Annotated in this window: 14 protein-coding genes and 1 tRNA gene; 8 read left to right on the top strand and 7 right to left on the bottom strand. The window is 46.1% G+C overall.

Annotated features, from left to right (window positions below; genetic code table 11):
* Window positions 1-23 precede the first annotated feature (23 nt).
* Entirely contained in the window at window positions 24-1,250 is a 1,227-nt protein-coding gene (locus GWG06_RS13765; RefSeq protein WP_127038292.1) for an HD domain-containing protein, read from the bottom strand.
* 340 nt (window positions 1,251-1,590) lie between these two features.
* On the opposite strand from GWG06_RS13765, the gene porX reads away from it, so the two are divergent.
* From porX to GWG06_RS13735, 6 genes are all read left to right on the top strand, one after another.
* Complete coding sequence (gene porX, locus GWG06_RS13760) at window positions 1,591-3,144, top strand: T9SS response regulator signal transducer PorX (protein ID WP_127044238.1); 1,554 nt, start codon at window positions 1,591-1,593, stop codon at window positions 3,142-3,144.
* A gap of 36 nt (window positions 3,145-3,180) precedes the next feature.
* A complete protein-coding gene (locus GWG06_RS13755; RefSeq protein WP_160713873.1) occupies window positions 3,181-3,501 on the top strand; it encodes a hypothetical protein in 321 nt (106 codons plus the stop codon).
* A 26-nt stretch (window positions 3,502-3,527) separates the two neighbouring features.
* Window positions 3,528-4,289, top strand: a complete 762-nt coding sequence (locus GWG06_RS13750; RefSeq protein WP_127044240.1) for an MBL fold metallo-hydrolase — start codon at window positions 3,528-3,530, stop codon at window positions 4,287-4,289.
* Between the two features lie 67 nt (window positions 4,290-4,356).
* Complete coding sequence (locus GWG06_RS13745) at window positions 4,357-5,313, top strand: ComEA family DNA-binding protein (protein ID WP_160713872.1); 957 nt, start codon at window positions 4,357-4,359, stop codon at window positions 5,311-5,313.
* A gap of 11 nt (window positions 5,314-5,324) precedes the next feature.
* The gene (locus GWG06_RS13740; RefSeq protein ID WP_127044242.1) at window positions 5,325-6,464 is read left to right on the top strand and encodes an acyl-CoA dehydrogenase family protein; all 1,140 of its coding nucleotides are present in this window, start codon (window positions 5,325-5,327) and stop codon (window positions 6,462-6,464) included.
* Window positions 6,465-6,927: 463 nt separating this feature from the next.
* A complete protein-coding gene (locus GWG06_RS13735) occupies window positions 6,928-7,803 on the top strand; it encodes a c-type cytochrome (protein WP_160713871.1) in 876 nt (291 codons plus the stop codon).
* 142 nt (window positions 7,804-7,945) lie between these two features.
* Here GWG06_RS13735 and GWG06_RS13730 read toward each other — a convergent pair whose 3' ends face one another.
* The 5 genes from GWG06_RS13730 to GWG06_RS13710 all read right to left on the bottom strand — a co-directional run bounded on the left by GWG06_RS13730 (window position 7,946) and on the right by GWG06_RS13710 (window position 11,954).
* Window positions 7,946-8,146, bottom strand: coding sequence for a hypothetical protein (locus GWG06_RS13730; RefSeq protein WP_160713870.1), 201 nt, complete (start codon window positions 8,144-8,146; stop codon window positions 7,946-7,948).
* A 22-nt stretch (window positions 8,147-8,168) separates the two neighbouring features.
* Complete coding sequence (clpX, locus tag GWG06_RS13725) at window positions 8,169-9,413, bottom strand: ATP-dependent Clp protease ATP-binding subunit ClpX (RefSeq protein ID WP_160713869.1); 1,245 nt, start codon at window positions 9,411-9,413, stop codon at window positions 8,169-8,171.
* 170 nt (window positions 9,414-9,583) lie between these two features.
* Window positions 9,584-10,288, bottom strand: a complete 705-nt coding sequence (gene clpP / locus GWG06_RS13720; RefSeq protein WP_113616636.1) for an ATP-dependent Clp endopeptidase proteolytic subunit ClpP — start codon at window positions 10,286-10,288, stop codon at window positions 9,584-9,586.
* The gene (gene tig / locus GWG06_RS13715) at window positions 10,278-11,657 is read right to left on the bottom strand and encodes a trigger factor (protein ID WP_127044455.1); all 1,380 of its coding nucleotides are present in this window, start codon (window positions 11,655-11,657) and stop codon (window positions 10,278-10,280) included. Before tig ends, clpP begins: the two co-directional genes overlap by 11 nt.
* 215 nt (window positions 11,658-11,872) lie before the next feature.
* A tRNA-Leu gene (locus tag GWG06_RS13710) sits at window positions 11,873-11,954 on the bottom strand.
* A 522-nt stretch (window positions 11,955-12,476) separates the two neighbouring features.
* Here GWG06_RS13710 and GWG06_RS13705 point away from each other — a divergent pair.
* Entirely contained in the window at window positions 12,477-13,700 is a 1,224-nt protein-coding gene (locus GWG06_RS13705) for an ROK family protein (RefSeq protein ID WP_127043261.1), read from the top strand.
* Between the two features lie 209 nt (window positions 13,701-13,909).
* The gene (locus tag GWG06_RS13700) at window positions 13,910-15,241 is read left to right on the top strand and encodes a Fic family protein (protein ID WP_127043262.1); all 1,332 of its coding nucleotides are present in this window, start codon (window positions 13,910-13,912) and stop codon (window positions 15,239-15,241) included.
* 219 nt (window positions 15,242-15,460) lie between these two features.
* Here GWG06_RS13700 and GWG06_RS13695 read toward each other — a convergent pair whose 3' ends face one another.
* The gene (locus GWG06_RS13695) at window positions 15,461-17,755 is read right to left on the bottom strand and encodes a tetratricopeptide repeat protein (protein WP_160713868.1); all 2,295 of its coding nucleotides are present in this window, start codon (window positions 17,753-17,755) and stop codon (window positions 15,461-15,463) included.
* Window positions 17,756-17,865: the final 110 nt, after the last annotated feature.

The following is a 17,865-nucleotide window of genomic DNA, read 5'->3' as shown; positions in this document are numbered from 1 at the left end:
ATGCTTTATAAAACGTTGTTAGCCTAGATTTTTGGATGACAAATGTAGAATTTTTTTACCGGTATAGCCAGTGTGTGACTAATCAGTGCGTTATCAATGGAGGAAATGTCTTTCACAGTTCCGTCTTTGTAAAGAATATTGATATTTTCGTCGCTTGCATTATAGGCCCGCAGGGAGGCTACATCGGTGAAAACGAAGAAATCAAGATCCGCTCCTGATATCTCCCATTTTTGTGCCACCTGTTGACGCAGCAGCTCAACCGTGCTGTTGTCAAAAGGTTCGTTGTGGAGCACTACCTTGAATAACTCCCTGTTAATAAGCCAGTTGCATAAAAGTGACAGTACTTTATCCGAATGTCCGGTCCATACCTTAATGGCTCCCAGTATATCGTAATCATCCAGTTTACAGAACAGGCGCAGGCAATCCGGCTCCTGTTCAAAGTTATCCCGGGTAATGGTATTGTACAGGAAATATTCCAGGGCAGGGGAGCAGAACAGCTTTTGCCCGTCCTGTGCCAGCATTTTAGCCCGCTGCAGGATTTTTACCAGCATATTTTCCGCGCTCAGTACGGTTTTATGCAGGTATACCTGCCAATACATCAGCCTGCGTGCAATAATGAATTTTTCTATTGAATAAATACCTTTCTCTTCTACCATCAGCTCACCCTGGTGAACTTTCAGCATTTTTATGATACGGTCGTAGCCGATAGTGCCCTCTGCCACGCCGGTGAAGAAGCTGTCACGGTTCAGATAATCCATTCTGTCCACATCCAGCTGGCTGGAAACCAGCTGATGCAGGAATTTTTTATGATAACGGCCATTGAAGATATCCAGGGTCAGCGTCAGCGCACCATCCATCTGTTTGTTCAGGTCTTCCATCAGCCATTGCGAAATCTCCTCGTGGGAAACGCCCTCAATAATACCATTCTCCAATGCATGAGAATAAGGCCCGTGGCCTATATCATGCAGCAGTATCGCCATTCTGGCAGCTACTTCCTCCGCTTCAGTAATCTCCGTGCCTTTGCTCTTCAACTCCTGCAACGCCATGGTCATCAGATGATAGGCTCCCAAACTATGATGAAACCTGGTGTGCATTGCACCGGGATATACCAGGTGTGCCAGCGCCATCTGATGAATGCGGCGCAACCGCTGATAACAGGGATGGGAAATGAGGTTAAAAATCAACGGGTGATCTATGGTAATAAAGCCATACACCGGATCATTAACAATTTTTCGCTTGCGTTCGGTCATTGCATCAAGTTGTTCAATTTCAGATGAGTTATCCACATCCAAAATGCTGTGTGCCATTATACAAAACTACAATATGAATTAATTATATGTAATTTTTTTACTTATAATGACGCTTTTTATATGGAATACCCCTATTACAGTAAAAACAGCTGGTAGGTTACAGGTAGAAAAATGTTATGCGCGAAGGTAAATAACTTTAAGACCTCAGCCGCTTTTTCCACCTGGGATTTTTGGATATCCCGTACTATTTTAACATATAATTACCGGTGCCGGGCAGGCAGGGAATGGTTTTTGAGAAAAAATAGCGGTAATTTTCTTTCCGGAACCTTCAAAATGAACTATGAACCAGATAAATATACTTTGGGTAGACGACGAAATAGAATCTTTAAAATCACAGATAATTTTTTTGGAAAGCAAAGGCTACAAGGTATCCGCGCTCACCAACGGATATGACGCCCTGGAATTCCTGAAGGAACAGGTGGTAGACGTAGTGCTGCTGGATGAGTCCATGCCCGGTATCACCGGACTGGAAACCCTCGGCAAAATAAAGGAGATAGACCAGCAGATCCCCGTGGTCATGATTACCAAAAACGAGGCGGAAAACGTGATGGACGACGCCATCGGCTCCCAGATCACCGACTATCTCATCAAACCCGTTAATCCCAACCAGGTACTGCTGTCGCTCAAAAAAATCATTGACAATAAAAGACTGGTGGCCGAAAAAACCACCAATGCCTACCAGCAGGAGTTCCGCTCCCTGTTCATGGCGCTTAACTCCAGTCCGGACTACAACGAATGGATGGACATCTACAAAAAACTCGTTTACTGGGAAATGGAGATGACCAAAGCCAACAGCCCGGAAATGCTGGAAGTTTTCAACACCCAGAAAGCGGAAGCCAATACCGAATTCTCCAAATTCATCAGCCGTAATTATGCAGACTGGCTGCATCCCAAAACAAAAGACGCCCCGGTGATGTCGCACACCCTTTTCGAAAAAAAGGTAGTGCCCGCACTGGATCCGGAAGTGCCCAACGTATTCCTGCTGATCGATAACCTGCGGCTGGACCAATACAAGGCCATCCTGCCGATCTTCCAGGAGTCTTTCCGCCTGCTGGAAGAAGATACCTTCTTCAGTATACTGCCTACCAGCACGCAATACAGCCGGAACGCCATCTTTTCCGGACTGCTGCCGGTAGACATTGAACGTAAATTCCCGGAAGAATGGAAGAATGATGATGAAGAAGGCGGAAAAAACCTGTATGAAGAAAAATTCTTTGCGGCACAGCTGCAGCGGCTGAAAATGGATCCACGGTTTTCCTACACAAAAGTGACCAATCACCAGGATGCGCAGCATATGCTGAACAATATTCATAACCTGCTCGACTATCCGCTGAGCATCGTCGTATACAACTTTGTGGACATGCTGAGCCATGCCCGCACAGAAATGGAAGTGCTGAAGGAACTGGCCGGAGATGAAGCCTCCTACCGCTCCCTGACCGCCAGCTGGTTTGAACACAGTCCATTGCACCAGGCGCTGAAACGCATCAGTGATAAAAAAATCAATCTCATTATCGCCACCGATCATGGCAGCGTACGCGTGAAAACACCCGTGAAAGTTATCGGCGATAAACAGACAACCACCAACCTGCGCTACAAGCACGGCCGCAACCTCAACTATGATGCGCGGGATGTACTGGCATTCAGGGATCCGCGGGAAGCCGGACTGCCCAAGCCCAACGTGAATTCATCCTATATTTTTGCAAGGGGAGACGGATATTTATGTTATCCGAACAATTACAATTATTTCGTGAACTACTACCGCAACACCTTTCAGCATGGCGGTATTTCACTGGAAGAAATGATTGTACCGGTAGCCAGAATGGCCAGCAAATAGCTGTTTCCAAACACTATTTTTGCCTACTTTTGCTGCATGAATATTAAAATCACCCCCGGTAATCTCACTAAACTGGAAAAGATTTTCGAAGACGCCAAATACGTGCTGCGCTTCGAAAAAGGCTCCTTTACTTCCGGTTATTGCATCCTGGAACACAAGAAGGTTGTGGTGATCAACAAATTCCTGAATCTGGAAGGACGCATCAACACCCTGCTGGACATTATTTCTACCCTGCCGCTGGATGAAGACCTGCTGACTGCAGAATCACATAAGCTGTACAAGCAGATCCTCAACAGTAAACCGGTGCCGGATGCATCGGATGAAAATAATAACATCGGCAGCGAAAGCGCAGAATAATAAACCAGCACTAATCAAACATCGGGATGAAAGTTACATTTCTCGGAACAGGCACATCGCAGGGAGTACCGGTAATAGCTTGCGGCTGCGAGGTTTGCACCTCTGCCAACAAAAAGGACAAGCGACTGAGGAGCAGCATTTTTATTTCTTCCCCCGAAGGGAATATTGTAGTGGATACCACCCCCGATTTCCGGTACCAGATGCTGCGCGCAGGCGTGAAGCACCTGGAAGCGGTACTGATTACGCATTCTCATAAAGATCATATTGCAGGCATGGACGATATCCGTGCCTTTAACTACTTTCAGCAGGGCGCCATTGATATTTACGCCACAGAATTTTCCCAGAATATTATCATGCGTGAATTTGCATACGCCTTCGCTGAATTTAAATATCCGGGTATTCCGGAAATCAACCTCAGAACCATTGACGATACCCCGTTTGCCATCAACGGACTCACCATCACGCCTATACAGGTAATGCATTACAAAATGCCGGTCATGGGGTTCCGCATACATGACTTTACCTATATCACAGACGCCAACTACATTGCACCGGAAGAGAAAGAGAAGATACGTGGCTCAAAGGTACTGGTGCTGAATGCCCTGAGAAGGGAAAAACATATTTCCCATTTTACCCTGGAAGAAGCTATCGCGCTGGGCAAAGAACTGGAAGTGCCGCAGGTGTATTTCACGCATATCAGCCACCAGATGGGACTGCATGACGAGGTGATGAAAGAGCTGCCCGATGGCATGGCGCTGGCGTATGACGGTCTGACCATAGAAATTTAACTTCTTCACATCCGGTTAACATTCTTCATTTTTCACGGCCGTAATTTTCCACTGTAAATGTTAGCCCATGTGGAAAGCTCCGGTAAAGGAATGGTGGCGGTTTTCGCCGAGGGAACGTATAGGTATCCTGGTAATGGTAGCTCTCATGTTGATGACGGCCTGGCTGCCGGATATGCTGTTCCCGTTGCAGCGTGTAACCGTGGGCGATAGTACGGCATTACATGCAGCCGTAACGGCATTTGAAGCGCAGCGCAAACCGGATGCTCCCGCTGTAACAGCAGGGCGGAGGGAAGAGGTGGCCGTTTCCACCGGAGCCTTGTTTTATTTTGATCCGAATACCTTGCCGGTCAGCGGCTGGGAACAATTAGGCGTGCCTGCCCGTACGGCAGCAACTATTCAGCGTTTCCGGGAGAAGGGCGGGCGTTTCCGCGAAGCGGCGGACCTGCAGCGGATCTATGGATTGACGGCTGCAACCTGCACACGGCTGATACCCTATGTGAAAATTGCTGCTGCCGGACGGCCATATCATCGCACCCGGTATACTGATACCGTTTACCACAGCGGTTATCAGTCCGCATACAAGCGAACGGAACGCAGCGGAGGCCCACCGCGCAAACTGCCGGCAGTCATTGATATCAATACGGCAGATACTATTGCATGGCAGCTGCTGCCAGGAATCGGGCCGGGTTATGCCCGGCGTATTACTGCCTTCCGGGATAAGCTGGGCGGCTTCTTTGCCATATCGCAGGTGGGGGAGTGCTACGGTTTGCCTGACAGTACATTTCAAAAAATTCAACCTTTTTTGAAGATCGGTGATGGTTCTCTAAAAAAAATAGACCTCAACCTCACAGATGAAAAATCTTTGGCGGCTCATCCATATATACGTTATAAACTGGCCCGTCTGATTGTTCAGTATCGCAGTGCCCATGCGGGTTTCAGGCGTGTTGACGAGCTTCGCAGCCTGCCGTTGGTGGATGAAATTATTTATCGTAAAATTGAACCTTACATTGTTATCACTTTTTAAACCCGCACGTTATGAATTTTGAGCCAACGGATATGCAGCAACAGATTGCCCAGATGATCCGGGACTTCGGAAAAACACACATCGCACCGCACGTGTTGGAGTGGGATGAAACACAGGAATTTCCTGTGTCATTATTCAGGCAACTGGGGGAACTGGGATTGATGGGAGTACTGGTGCCGCAGGAATACGGCGGCAGCGGTCTCAGCTACCTGGAGTACGTAACCGTAGTCAGCGAAATCGCCAGGTTTTGCGGAGCTATCGGCCTCAGTGTGGCTGCACATAACTCGTTATGCACCGGACACATTCTGCAGTTCGGCAATGAAGAACAGAAACAGCGCTACCTGCCCAAACTGGCCACCGCAGAATGGTTGGGAGCATGGGGACTAACAGAACCCAATACCGGCTCCGATGCCATGAACATGAAGTGCGTGGCTAAAAAAGACGGGGACGACTGGATCATCAACGGTACCAAATGCTGGATCACGCACGGCAAAAGCTGTGATGTGGCTGTAGTCATAGCCCGTACCGGCGATGTCAGAGACAGCCACGGTATGACGGCCTTTGTGGTAGAAAAGGGAACCCCCGGTTTCAGCGGCGGCAAAAAAGAAAATAAACTCGGTATGCGCGCCTCCGAAACGGCAGAAATGATATTTGACAATTGCCGCGTGCCGGCAGCCAATGTACTCGGCGAAGTGGGAGATGGCTTTATCCAGTCCATGAAAGTTCTGGACGGTGGCCGCATTTCTATCGCTGCCCTGTCTCTCGGCATCGCCAAAGGCGCCCGCGATGCAGCCCTGAAATATGCGCAGGAGCGCTACCAGTTTGATCAGCCGATCGCCTCCTTCCAGGGCATCTCTTTCAAACTGGCAGATATGGCTACCGAAATAGAAGCCGCGGAATTACTGACGCTCCAGGCAGCAGACATGAAGAACAGAAAGGTGAAAATGACCCGTGAAGCAGCCATCGCCAAATACTATGCGTCGGAAGTAGCGGTGAAAACAGCCAACGATGCCGTACAGATTTTCGGTGGCTACGGCTACACGAAAGATTTCCCGGTGGAAAAATATTATCGTGATGCAAAATTATGCACCATCGGAGAAGGGACCTCTGAAATTCAAAAAATCGTTATCGCCAGAGAATCATTGAAATAGCTATATCGTTTTTGTTATTGATTCTTATTTGATTGTAAGGATGATATTTTTTTAATGTAAAAAAACCGAAGGTGCAAACCATTCATCTTTTTTGACAATTAAATGAAATATTACCCCTTTAGTGTTATTTGATATTGCAAAAGGAACGTTAAATTTGGGTTAATTCATCACTCTTTACCGTTTATCAACCTTAACACAAAAATCAAGAAAGATTTGAAACACTTTTACTCTCAGGAAAGCACCCTTTAACCCGGGTGCTTTTCTATAACCAGAAAGAGCTTCAATCTGCAAACCAGATAAAGATTACAGGACCTGTAATCCACGTTATTTACCTGAACCTACGCTCCACCACCATCAGTACTACGTTTAACCCCCAAAAATCAGTAGTAGTACTGAAACGGGAGACATACATCCCGCTTAATTTTGTACGCGTAAAAACTTTTCTTCATTAAGCATTATTTGTATGTTAGCCCGAATCCTTAAATGGACCGGCATAGCATTGCTGTGCCTTGTCGTCATGTTCGTTATTGCTTACAGCATCTTCACCTTTTTATTCAACCGGCAGCAAAACACACGCTATGCCATACAGCTGCGCGAAATTCCCATCCCGACGGACGCTGCTGCCATCGCGGCCGGAGAACACCTTTTTACAATTAAGGGATGCAGTGATTGTCATGATAAAAACCTGGCCGGAAAAACCTTCCTGGATGATCCGCTCATCGGCTATTTTGCCGGCGCTAACCTGACCACCGGAAAAGGTGGTTTAAGGCCCGGATACAGTACCCGCGACTGGTTACTGGCACTTCGGCACGGGGTGAGCCATGAGGGGAAATCCCTGCTGCTGATGCCATCTTATGAGTATGCCCGGTTATCAGACCAGGACATAGCAGCGATCATTGCATTTTGTAAGGCGCAGCCGCCGGTTGACCGGGAGCTGCCCCGTACACATGCCGGCCCGGTAGGCAGGGTACTTACGGTACTGGGTAAAATGCCGCTGTTTCCGGCACAAAAGGTAGATCACAGGTTTCGTCAGCCTGCAGTAATGGCGCCAGCTGCCACGAAAGAATACGGCGCTTATCTGTCGGTGTCCTGTACCGGCTGTCATAATCCTCATTTAACAGGGGGAGAAAGCCCCATTCCGGGCGGAAAAAGGGTGGCGGATATTACCTCCAGGGGCAATCTGGGAAAATGGACGGAATCGGGCTTTATTTCCACTTTGCGCACCGGCAGAACACCCGAAGGCAAACAACTGGAAAATAAAGACATGCCCTGGTCCATGACCTCCCAATACACCGACGAAGAACTCAAAGCCCTTTTCCGGTATCTCAGCAGCCTCTAAGTATGGGGAAATTTTATTATTTGGTTATTTGAGATTTGACCTGAGCGGATAAAAAAATGCAGCGGAGAACATCCGCTGCATTTTTTTATCCGCTCAGGTCAAATCTCAAATCTCAAATCTCAAATAATAAAATAATAAAATCTTAAATCAGGAAATCACTGGCCTGACCTTCTTTTTTGCCTTCATCAGATTTAGACATGCCTGCAAACCAGTTGTCTACAGTACCTGCGATAAAGGGAGGGAGCTTACCTTTCACATATTCCTTTATCACTTCGATGGACTGAGCAGCCTGCTCAGGAGTAAGTCCGGCCTTCGCCTGTAATTGCTGAATGAGTTCCTGCATAAAAAAAGGGTTTTATTGGTTATTACGCTACTTTTAATTTCACCAGGGTAGACTGTTCCAGTTTGGCCTGCGCATATTCTTTGGTCAGGGCAAAAGCGGATTCGTTGCTGGATGGCAGTTCGTACATGGCGTCGCTGAGTACCACTTCGCAGATGGAGCGGAGGCCGCGTGCACCCAGTTTGTATTCCATGGCTTTGTCTACAATATATTCTACTGCCTCATCATCCACCTGCAGATCGATATTTTCGATGGCAAACAGTTTTTTGTACTGTTTGATCAGTGCATTTTTCGGTGTGGTGAGGATGGCTTTCAGCGTATCTCTGTCCAGGGAGTTGAGGTAGGTAACTACCGGCAGTCGGCCCAGGAGTTCCGGAATGAGTCCGAAGGATTTGAGATCCTGGGAGTTCACATAGCGGAGTATTTGTTTCCTGCTTTCTTCTTCTTTTTCCTTGTTAACGGTAAAGCCGATGGAATGCGTCTGTACTCTTCTGCTGATGATTCTGTCGATACCATCGAAAGCGCCGCCGCAGATGAACAGGATATTGCTGGTGTTGAGTTTGATAAGTTTTTGTTCCGGGTGTTTACGGCCGCCCTGCGGAGGTACCAGTACTTCTGCACCTTCCAGCAGTTTAAGCAGACCTTGCTGCACGCCTTCGCCGCTTACATCGCGGGTGATGGAAGGGTTATCGTTTTTGCGGGCGATTTTATCGATTTCATCGATGTAAACGATACCGCGTTCAGCAGCTTCCACGTCGTAGTTACATACCTGGAGCAGGCGGCTGAGGATACTTTCCACGTCTTCGCCTACGTAGCCGGCTTCGGTGAATACGGTAGCATCCACGATGGTGAACGGAACGTTCAGCTGTTTGGCGATGGATTTGGCCAGGAGGGTTTTACCGGTACCGGTTTCACCTACCATGATGATATTGGATTTTTCGATTTCCACTTCATCGTCGCCTATTTGCTGGTTCAGTCTTTTATAGTGATTGTATACAGCTACAGCCAGGATTTTTTTGGCATCGTCCTGTCCGATAACGTATTCATCCAGGAACTTTTTAAGTTCCACGGGTTTAGCCACTTTGGGCATTACGCTGGCAGCGCCGGAGGATGCAGGTTTCTTGCCGGGAGAGAACAGCTCCGCGTCAATAATTTCCTGTGCGTTGGCGACACAGTTTTCACAGATATGTCCTTCGGCGCCCGCAATCAGTATCTGCACATCATCTTTGGAGCGGTTGCAGAAGGAACAACGAATTTTCGATTCTTTCATTTCAGAATAAGTTATTTTTCGACGAATCTGTCATTGCCTGCAATGATATTACAGGGTTACAAATTTACACTAAAAATCCGGGTAGGAGGTAAAATAAAACAGCCCCGCCACAGGCGGGACTGTTAAAATTGTCTTAACCAGGATTCGCCTGATTGTCCGGATAACCGGAATTATTGTGGAGTATCCAGTTGTTTCTTAGGATTTTTCTGGAGTACGTCATCGATGATGCCGTATTCTTTCGCTTCGTCAGCGGTCATCCAGTAGTCACGGTCAGAATCTTTTTCCACTTTTTTCACGGGTTGACCGCAGTGGCCGGCAATGATTTCGTTCAGTTCTTTTTTGAGCTTAACGAACTCACGGGCAGTGATTTCGATGTCAGAAGTCTGACCTTCAGCGCCGCCGTGAGGCTGGTGAATCATTACGCGGGCGTGTTTCAGGGCAGTACGTTTGCCTTTTGTGCCGGCTACCAGGAGTACAGCGCCGAAGGAGGCCGCCATACCGGTGCAGATAGTAGCAACATCAGGAGAAATGATCTGCATGGTATCATAAATACCCAGGCCGGCATACACGCTGCCTCCGGGGCTATTGATGTACATCTGTATATCACGGTTACGGTCGGAAGACTCCAGGAATAACAGCTGCGCGGTAATTACGTTAGCCACGTAGTCGTTAACGGGATCTCCCAGGAAAATAATACGATCAGCCATCAGCCTGGAGAAAACGTCCATCTGTGTCATGTTCATCTGGCGCTCTTCGAGGATATATGGAGTCAGGCTGTTAATCTGGTGACTTTTAGCATAGCTATCTACTACCAGGCTGCTGATTCCACGATGCTTGATGGCATATTTTCTGAATTCATCGTTATTAATGTTCATGATGGTGATGTTTATGAGGTAAATTAACAAAATCGTCTGCTTTGATTTCCTCTTCTTTCACGGTCACCTTGCTTTCCGCCCAGTCAAATAACTTGGTGGTGATCATTTCACGGTAAGTCTGGTCAACAAATTTTTCATCCTGTAACAGGCGATCCAGGTAGCTATCCAGCCATTCTGCTCCATCTGCAGCGGCGCCGCCATAGTAGCCCAGTACTTTTTGTTTGGCACTTTCTCTCAGATCTTCGAAAGAAACTTCCAGTTTATTTTCACGAACCAGTTTATCGCTGATCAGCGTCCAGCGCAGTTGGTGGTCAAAGCCGGGGAATTCTTTTTCTGCTTCTTCAGCAGTTTTAGGTTTTTCACCGCCAACCTGTAACCAGCGTTTCAGGAACTCTTTCGGTAATTCGATAGGAGTTTCATGTACCAGCACTTCGAACAGGTCGTTGTGCATGTGGTTACGGCTTTCGTTGTCCCAGTACTTGCCGATTTCTTCTTTCAGTTTAGCGCGGAAAGCTTCTTCTGTTGTGATGCTTTCAGCAGGATAAACTTCTTTGAAGAATTCTTCGTTCAGTTCTCTTTTTTCAATCAGGGTCACTTTAGTGATCGCCAGTTTGAAAGTTTTCTGTGCAGCTTCCTTATCGTCAGCAGCGAAGCCCAGATCTTTCAGGATCCAGCCCAGACGCTGTTCGTCAAAGGAGTCAGCCAGTTTAATGGTGATGCTGTCACCGATTTTTTTGCCTTGCAGTTCAGCCTGAACAGCCGGGGTGAAATATTTCACCAGCAGGGCGTTTTCTTTGGTAATGCCACCTTCCGCTACGTTGCCTTTTGCATCAGCTTCTTCGAATGTAACGTTTATTACATTATCTTCTGAAGTGATTGTTTCAGGCTCGGAAGTTTTACCACCTTTCAGCTGTAAACGCTGGATTTCATCGTTTACCATTTCATCGGTAACGGTTACTTTATATTTGGTAAGGGTGGTTTTGTTGTTTTCCAGCGGAGTAACTTCGAAAGCAGGTTTCAGACCCACTTCAAATTCGAATGCGTATTCAGCAGGGTTGCTGAAATCGAGGTCTTTCGCAGTTTTATCCAGAGATAAAGGCTGACCGAAGATATCCAGCTTTTCAGCCTGTACATAACCCATCAGTTCTTTTTCCACTGTTTTCAGCACTTCGTCGCCAAAAATAGCAGGACCATGCATCTTCTTAATCATACCTGCAGGTACCATGCCTTTACGGAAGCCGGGTATGTTTGCATTTTTGCTGAATTGCTTTACTGCTTTGTCAAAATTAGGAAGGTAATCTTCCTGGCTCACTTTCACAGTGATCTTATCGTTCAATAAACCAATGTTTTCTCTGGTAACGGTTGCCATAATTGAATTGTATAAAAATGTTCTTTAAGAAGCAATAATGATTCCTTGTTTATTTTTCTGCCATGAAGTCACAACGGCAAGCAGGAATGGCAGGATTAAAAAAGCTGATAATTAAGTGAGAGCGCGTCTGATACGACTGCAGTGACAATGAAAGTGAAGGTAAGCATAGCATTATCACATTGCCATATTGACACATTGCCACATAATAGAATATGTCCGGGTGGAGGGACTCGAACCCCCATGCCTTGCGGCACCAGATCCTAAGTCTGGCATGTCTACCAATTTCACCACACCCGGAAAAGGATAAAAATAAGAACTTTTGCTATTCGTCGGCTTCCCGGGGAGGCGTTTGAATAATAAAAAAGAGCTGCCTTTTTTGCTCAAAAAGGATTGCAAAGGTATTATTTTCCCCGAATTAAAAAAATGAATTTTGGGGACGGGGAGACAGGCTGTCAGCCTTTGACAGCGGGTTGGTATGCTGCGGACATAACCAGGTTTGACTGACCCGGTATGCGTACGCCTGTGCATCAGATCTGTCTGAACCGCCGGTGGCTATTCCATGGTAGCAGGCATAACAGGTGGCCCGTAATGGTTTTCTCCGTTTCATAATAAAAAACGCCTAAATCAAGATAATGAAATATTTCATCAACTATCACTAGTAATTAATAAATTTTATTTAATTGAAATGAATAGAAGAATATTTTTCAAAATATAAGAAGTTTGTATAAATAATGGATTTTTGTAGTTTCTTCTTTTCTGAAAAAATTAAGAAGAAGCGGATTATCTTAACCGCATATTAAAAACTGAAAGCGCCGTAGTATGGGTAAAACCTTTTTTGAAGAATTGAACAATGAAAACCTGACAGGGGTTGCCTATAAAAATATTCATCTGAAAAAGGCTGCCCTGGCTTACTTTGCCAACATCGGGAATGCCACTATTGCGGACATGTGCCGGGAACTGAACCTGAGTGCACCGAAAGTAACGACCTTACTGAACGACCTGATACACGACGGGCTGGTGAAAGACTACGGCAAGATAGAATCTACCGGCGGCCGCAAACCAAACCTGTATGGGCTGGTTCCCGACTCCGCTTTCTTTATCGGCGTAGATGTAAAGCAGCATCACCTGAACCTGGGATTATCTGATCTGCAGAAAAACCTGATCCGCACGGAAGAAAATATTCCCTATAAGCTGGATAACAGTAAAGCATCGCTGGAAGAACTCTGCCGGCTGATCAGTCATTTTATCAAGGCGTTGCCGGTACCGAAAGAAAAAATTCTTGGTATTGGCATCAACCTGTCCGGGCGTATCAATTTCGCTACCGGCTACAGTTACAGCTTCTTTTACTTTGATGAGGAGCCGCTCAGTAAAATCATTGAAACCAAAATAGGTATCCGGGTATTTCTGGAGAACGACTCCCGGGCCATGGCCTATGGCGAGTTCTGCTCAGATGCCGTGCATGGGGAAAGAAATGTATTGTTCCTGAACCTGGACTACGGCATTGGAATGGGGGTACTGATTGACGGACAGCTGTATTACGGTAAATCCGGCTACAGCGGCGAAGTTGGCCATATTCCGCTGTTTGACAATGAAATCATCTGTCATTGCGGAAAGAAAGGCTGTCTGGAAACAGAGGCCTCCGGATGGGCGCTCATGCGTATGTTCCGCGACCGCCTCCGGGAAGGATCTTCGTCTATGCTTACCCGTAAGGGGCTGGCTCCGGAAGACATTCAGCTCCAGGATATTATTGACGCTGCCAACCACGACGACGTACTGGCGATAGAGTTGATTGCCAGCATCGGTGAGAACCTGGGCCGCGGCATCGCGCTGCTGATTAATATCTTTAACCCCGAACTGGTGATCTTAGGCGGAAGCCTGGCAGCCACACAGGATTACATTCGTTTACCGATAAAAAGCGCCGTGAACAAATACTCCCTCAGCCTGGTAAACAACGATACCAAACTGAAAATATCTACACTGGGAGAGCGCTCCGGCATTATCGGCGCCTGCCTCCTGGTTAGAAATAAGGTGTTGATTAACTGATGAAAGGGCCTGGGGCGGATGGAATACAAATCTGCTGTCTGGGGTTTAATGATGTTGTCAAGAAAAGAGATATTGATATAATTCTCTGATTATCAATTATAAATATTGTGTTGTCAATTTACTCCTTTTTTTGTCAATTTTAGGAGAATGAGGAACTATACAAGTTTATAGTCCCTTAAAACTCCTAATTTTGTAAAAATTAGGAGAAAATGAGAATACCTGAAGGCCCACCTATCACGCCCAAAGATTTTGTTTATGCTGAAGTGTTGTCACAGTTAAGTGAGAAAAAGAAATTCCAGGAATTCCTAGATATAAACGATAATAAATATTATTACTGGGAAAAGTGGAAATATCTTGCTGATGACTGGAAGATAGATGCCAAAAGGCTCTGGGCCGCTGTGAAAACCTGGCGAATATCTAATAAAAGACTCAGTATTTCTTCTCTGCCAAAATTCAAATTTCTTGTCGGATCTCCATCGGTAGTACAGCAGGCTCTTCATGCATTCGACATGAACTTAGGGGGGTCTTTACAAGGAGATAGCATCATACCTTCAGAAGATAGAGATCGTTACCTGATTAGCTCGCTGATGGAAGAGGCCATTGCCTCCAGCCAACTGGAAGGGGCAGCCACCACCCGAAAGGTGGCAAAAGAAATGTTGGAGAATAACCGAAAGCCCAGAAATACCTCCGAGCAAATGATTCTCAACAACTATGAGGCAATGAAATGGATTGTGGAGAATAAAAGTATGGATATTACCAAGGATGCAATTCTTCAGATTCATGCAATACTTACCAAAAACACATTTTCAGAAAGAAGTGAGGAAGGCGTAATTCGAAAGAGTGATGATATTAACGTTGTAGATGTTCAAACGGGAAAATCAGTTTACACACCTCCGCCTGCAGATCAATTAGAGCAACTTATGGATGATTTTTGTCATTTTGCCAATGACAGGGAAAAGCTGAGTTTCTTCATGCATCCAATTACCAAGGGGATTATTTTACATTTCCTTATGGGGTATATTCACCCGTTTGCAGATGGTAATGGTAGAACTGCCAGGACTATTTTTTACTGGTATTTGATTAAAAAAGGATACTGGCTAATTGAATATATGTCAGTGTCTCGCACTATTCTAAATTCAAAAGCCCAATATGCTCATGCATATCTGCATACGGAGTTAGATGATAATGATTTAACATATTTTATTATTTATAACCTCCGGTCAATTAATATCGCTATGGAGGATTTGAAAAGTTATATTCAGCGTAAAACAGCAGAAAAACAGAATATTATTACATTGCTCCGCAATACATCTTTTAATGATCGGCAAATTGGTTTGATTCAGGAAATATTAAAAGATGTTACAATTTACTTTACAGTGGCTCAGGTTCAGAATAAATTTGGAGTTAGTAATCAAACTGCACGAAATGATCTTGGAGGGTTGGTTGAAAATGGTGTTCTGGAAGAACGGAGAAGTGGAAGGAAAAGCCAGTTTTTACCATTGCCCGCTTATATCAGAAAATTGCAAAAGGCTCAAAAGTAATTTAATCCCGATATCTCCAGCGGTGATATGAACGGTGATGATTGTGTAGATAGATGTACATGTAAGCTGAAACAAAAGTATATCCGTTGCCGTTACTGAATAGCTGAATACCAGCTGACAACATGATGAATATACACTAAAATGCAGCGGAGATATACACGTATATCTCCGCTGCATTTAGTAATCAGAAAATTACAACATCCGTAAATCCTTAACTCCCTAACTCTTTTTCTTCCGGAGAAAGGAAAACAAGCCTCCGCTGCCTTTCAGGGTGGCTTTCAGCTGGAGTGCCGGTTCATGTCCGGGTGTGTTTTCCAGTATTTTATCGAGCATTTTTTTGCAGTGACTGTTATCCTCCCTGGCAGCATAGGCCTGGGCCAGGATGAAATAGAAGTTAACGCATTCATTATCCCAGGACCAGTTCATGGTTTTGTAGATCTGTATGCATTTCTGGCCGTAGGTGATGCTGTTGTCCGTATCGCCGGCGCCGAGGTAGGCTTCTGCGAGGAACGCAAATACGCCGCAACGGTTGTTGGGAGTATTATCTGCTTCTCCGCCGCCGGACATGATATCCAGGGTCTGCAGCATATCACTGATGGCGGGCTGGTATTTTCCCAGCTTTAACGCTGCTTTTCCGCGGAAGTAATAAATTTTCATCTGCGATACCAGGGGTAATCTTGCTATACCGCCAATGGATATACGATTATTAATAGCTCCGATGCAGTGTTCATACCGGCCTCCTTCAAAATAGAGATACATCAGATTGAAGTAGGCATCGCTGTCGTCCGGTTTTTCTGTCAGATGTGCTTCCAGCGCTTCAATACGTTCTGTAAGATCCCCGTCTGTACCGGTTTTGATAAAGGCGCGGTCTGTTTTGATGCGGTCTATATTGTAAATGATGGAGTCGCATTCTTCTGCAGACAGTTCCTGCATATCAGCAGCAATCCACTCATCGTATTCCTGCAGAATTTTATGATAGAGCGCGAGGGCTTCCTCGTAACGTTCCAGCGTAGTGAGATCTTCTATAATGCGCTCATGAATGGATACGTAGTATACAAGTGGCAGGGTGCTGGTAAAGTTGTTGAGGATGGTTTGCCGGTCGGTAACCGCCTCTGCATATTTTTCCTGGGCGTGCCACGCTTCTGCCCTGGATTCCAGCTGTTCCCAGAAGGGCGACATGTTATATCCGATGTTATGCACGCGGGTGGCTTCTTCAAAATCGCCCAGCTCGAACAGGGTGATACCGTAGTTATTACAGCACATCGCAAAGTGGTGAGGATGACCTGCGTAGGACGATCCTGTATTACTATACCAATAGGGATGGTAGATGTCAAAGGCTTTTTTATAGAGATATTTCTTCAGCTGCAGCAACTGTTCTCTGCCGGGCGTCTGTTGTTCCTGTTGCACCAGTTCGCCACAGATGACGCCCGCGCTGTACCAGTCAAACGGCACGCTGTAGTCTGTTTCAGGCCATGATGCCGGAAACTGTCCGGTAGTTTTATACATGGCGTAATACCAGCGGATGATGGTGCTGGGATATGCGCTGATGGCTGTCGCCTTTTCGTAATAGGGCAGTGATTCGCCGTAGCTGCCTATATTGAAGAGGGCGGTAGCGGTGAAATGATAGAAGTAGGATTCTTCCGGGTATTGTGCAATAAACCGTTTACCGGTGGAGATTTGTTCCAGTGTGCCTTCTGCCTCATCTTCACCGTAGAAATGGTGCCAGTAGTCGATGGTGCCCCAGCAGAATTCCCTGGCCAGCGCAGCATGTTGCAGGCCTTCGTCCAGCTGCTGTTTAATTTTTCTCAGGAGGGCAAGCATATCTTCCTCGGAGTATTCCCCGGCGGTAGTCATGATATGCAGCATGTCGGCAGCAAAGTCGTAATCTTCCATTTCCAGTGCGAAATAGATGGTAGACAGGCTGCGGTTATTATATACGGTGCAATGGAATGCTTTCCTGTAATAATCAAGTGCCGCCGGTTTATCATCATTATGGTAGTATACGTCGCCGATGCGGGTATTGCATTGGAACCTCGCTACATTCAGCTGCGGCAGGTCATCTTTGTAGAGCGATTCATATATTTCCAGGTTACGGTGCATGTCGGCCAGCGCTTTGTCAGTTTCATTCAGCAGCACCCATACCTGGAAACGGTACAGCAGTGCCTTGGTGGTCAGTTCATCATCACCGTTATCGATGAGTTGCTCACAGTCGCTGAGCGTGGTATCGGCTTTGCCGTCTATTACATTGGCGCCCATATAGGCGCGGTGCAGGCGTGCCTGTATATGCGCAGAATCGTGTGTCAGGGCTTCGCTGAAGGCATGATAGGCGGAGGTATATACTTCAGTGGCTTCTTCCCTTGTTTCTGCTGATTTGGCAATTTCCAGTTTACACAGCCCCATCAGGTGCCATGCCTGCGCGGAGGTGGCATGTTCCTGCAGATAGGCTTCCAGTTGAATAGTTGCTACTGTGTATGCCTGTTCATTGTACAATTGTTCCAGTTCTTCTAAGTACATAATACCGTCATATTAGAACGTGCAATTTATTAATATTGGATCATGTATACTGACACCTTAAATAAATTATAATTATTGAAACTGTTTTTATATATTTAATCAATATTTAA

The organism is Chitinophaga solisilvae, from assembly GCF_009928525.1.
Taxonomy (GTDB): domain Bacteria; phylum Bacteroidota; class Bacteroidia; order Chitinophagales; family Chitinophagaceae; genus Chitinophaga; species Chitinophaga solisilvae.
Note: the sequence above shows the minus strand (reverse complement) of the source record. Positions and strands in the feature narration are given on the sequence as shown.

Coding starts and splice junctions, on each gene's coding strand:
- tig (WP_127044455.1), bottom strand. CDS start 11,657: ATGGCAACCGTTACCAGAGAAAACATTGGTTTATTGAACGATAAGATC.
- GWG06_RS13740 (WP_127044242.1), top strand. CDS start 5,325: ATGAATTTTGAGCCAACGGATATGCAGCAACAGATTGCCCAGATGATC.
- GWG06_RS13705 (WP_127043261.1), top strand. CDS start 12,477: ATGGGTAAAACCTTTTTTGAAGAATTGAACAATGAAAACCTGACAGGG.
- GWG06_RS13765 (WP_127038292.1), bottom strand. CDS start 1,250: ATGACCGAACGCAAGCGAAAAATTGTTAATGATCCGGTGTATGGCTTT.
- GWG06_RS13730 (WP_160713870.1), bottom strand. CDS start 8,146: ATGCAGGAACTCATTCAGCAATTACAGGCGAAGGCCGGACTTACTCCT.
- clpP (WP_113616636.1), bottom strand. CDS start 10,288: ATGAACATTAATAACGATGAATTCAGAAAATATGCCATCAAGCATCGT.
- GWG06_RS13700 (WP_127043262.1), top strand. CDS start 13,910: ATGAGAATACCTGAAGGCCCACCTATCACGCCCAAAGATTTTGTTTAT.
- GWG06_RS13695 (WP_160713868.1), bottom strand. CDS start 17,755: ATGTACTTAGAAGAACTGGAACAATTGTACAATGAACAGGCATACACA.
- porX (WP_127044238.1), top strand. CDS start 1,591: ATGAACCAGATAAATATACTTTGGGTAGACGACGAAATAGAATCTTTA.
- GWG06_RS13745 (WP_160713872.1), top strand. CDS start 4,357: ATGTGGAAAGCTCCGGTAAAGGAATGGTGGCGGTTTTCGCCGAGGGAA.
- GWG06_RS13735 (WP_160713871.1), top strand. CDS start 6,928: ATGTTAGCCCGAATCCTTAAATGGACCGGCATAGCATTGCTGTGCCTT.
- GWG06_RS13755 (WP_160713873.1), top strand. CDS start 3,181: ATGAATATTAAAATCACCCCCGGTAATCTCACTAAACTGGAAAAGATT.
- clpX (WP_160713869.1), bottom strand. CDS start 9,413: ATGAAAGAATCGAAAATTCGTTGTTCCTTCTGCAACCGCTCCAAAGAT.
- GWG06_RS13750 (WP_127044240.1), top strand. CDS start 3,528: ATGAAAGTTACATTTCTCGGAACAGGCACATCGCAGGGAGTACCGGTA.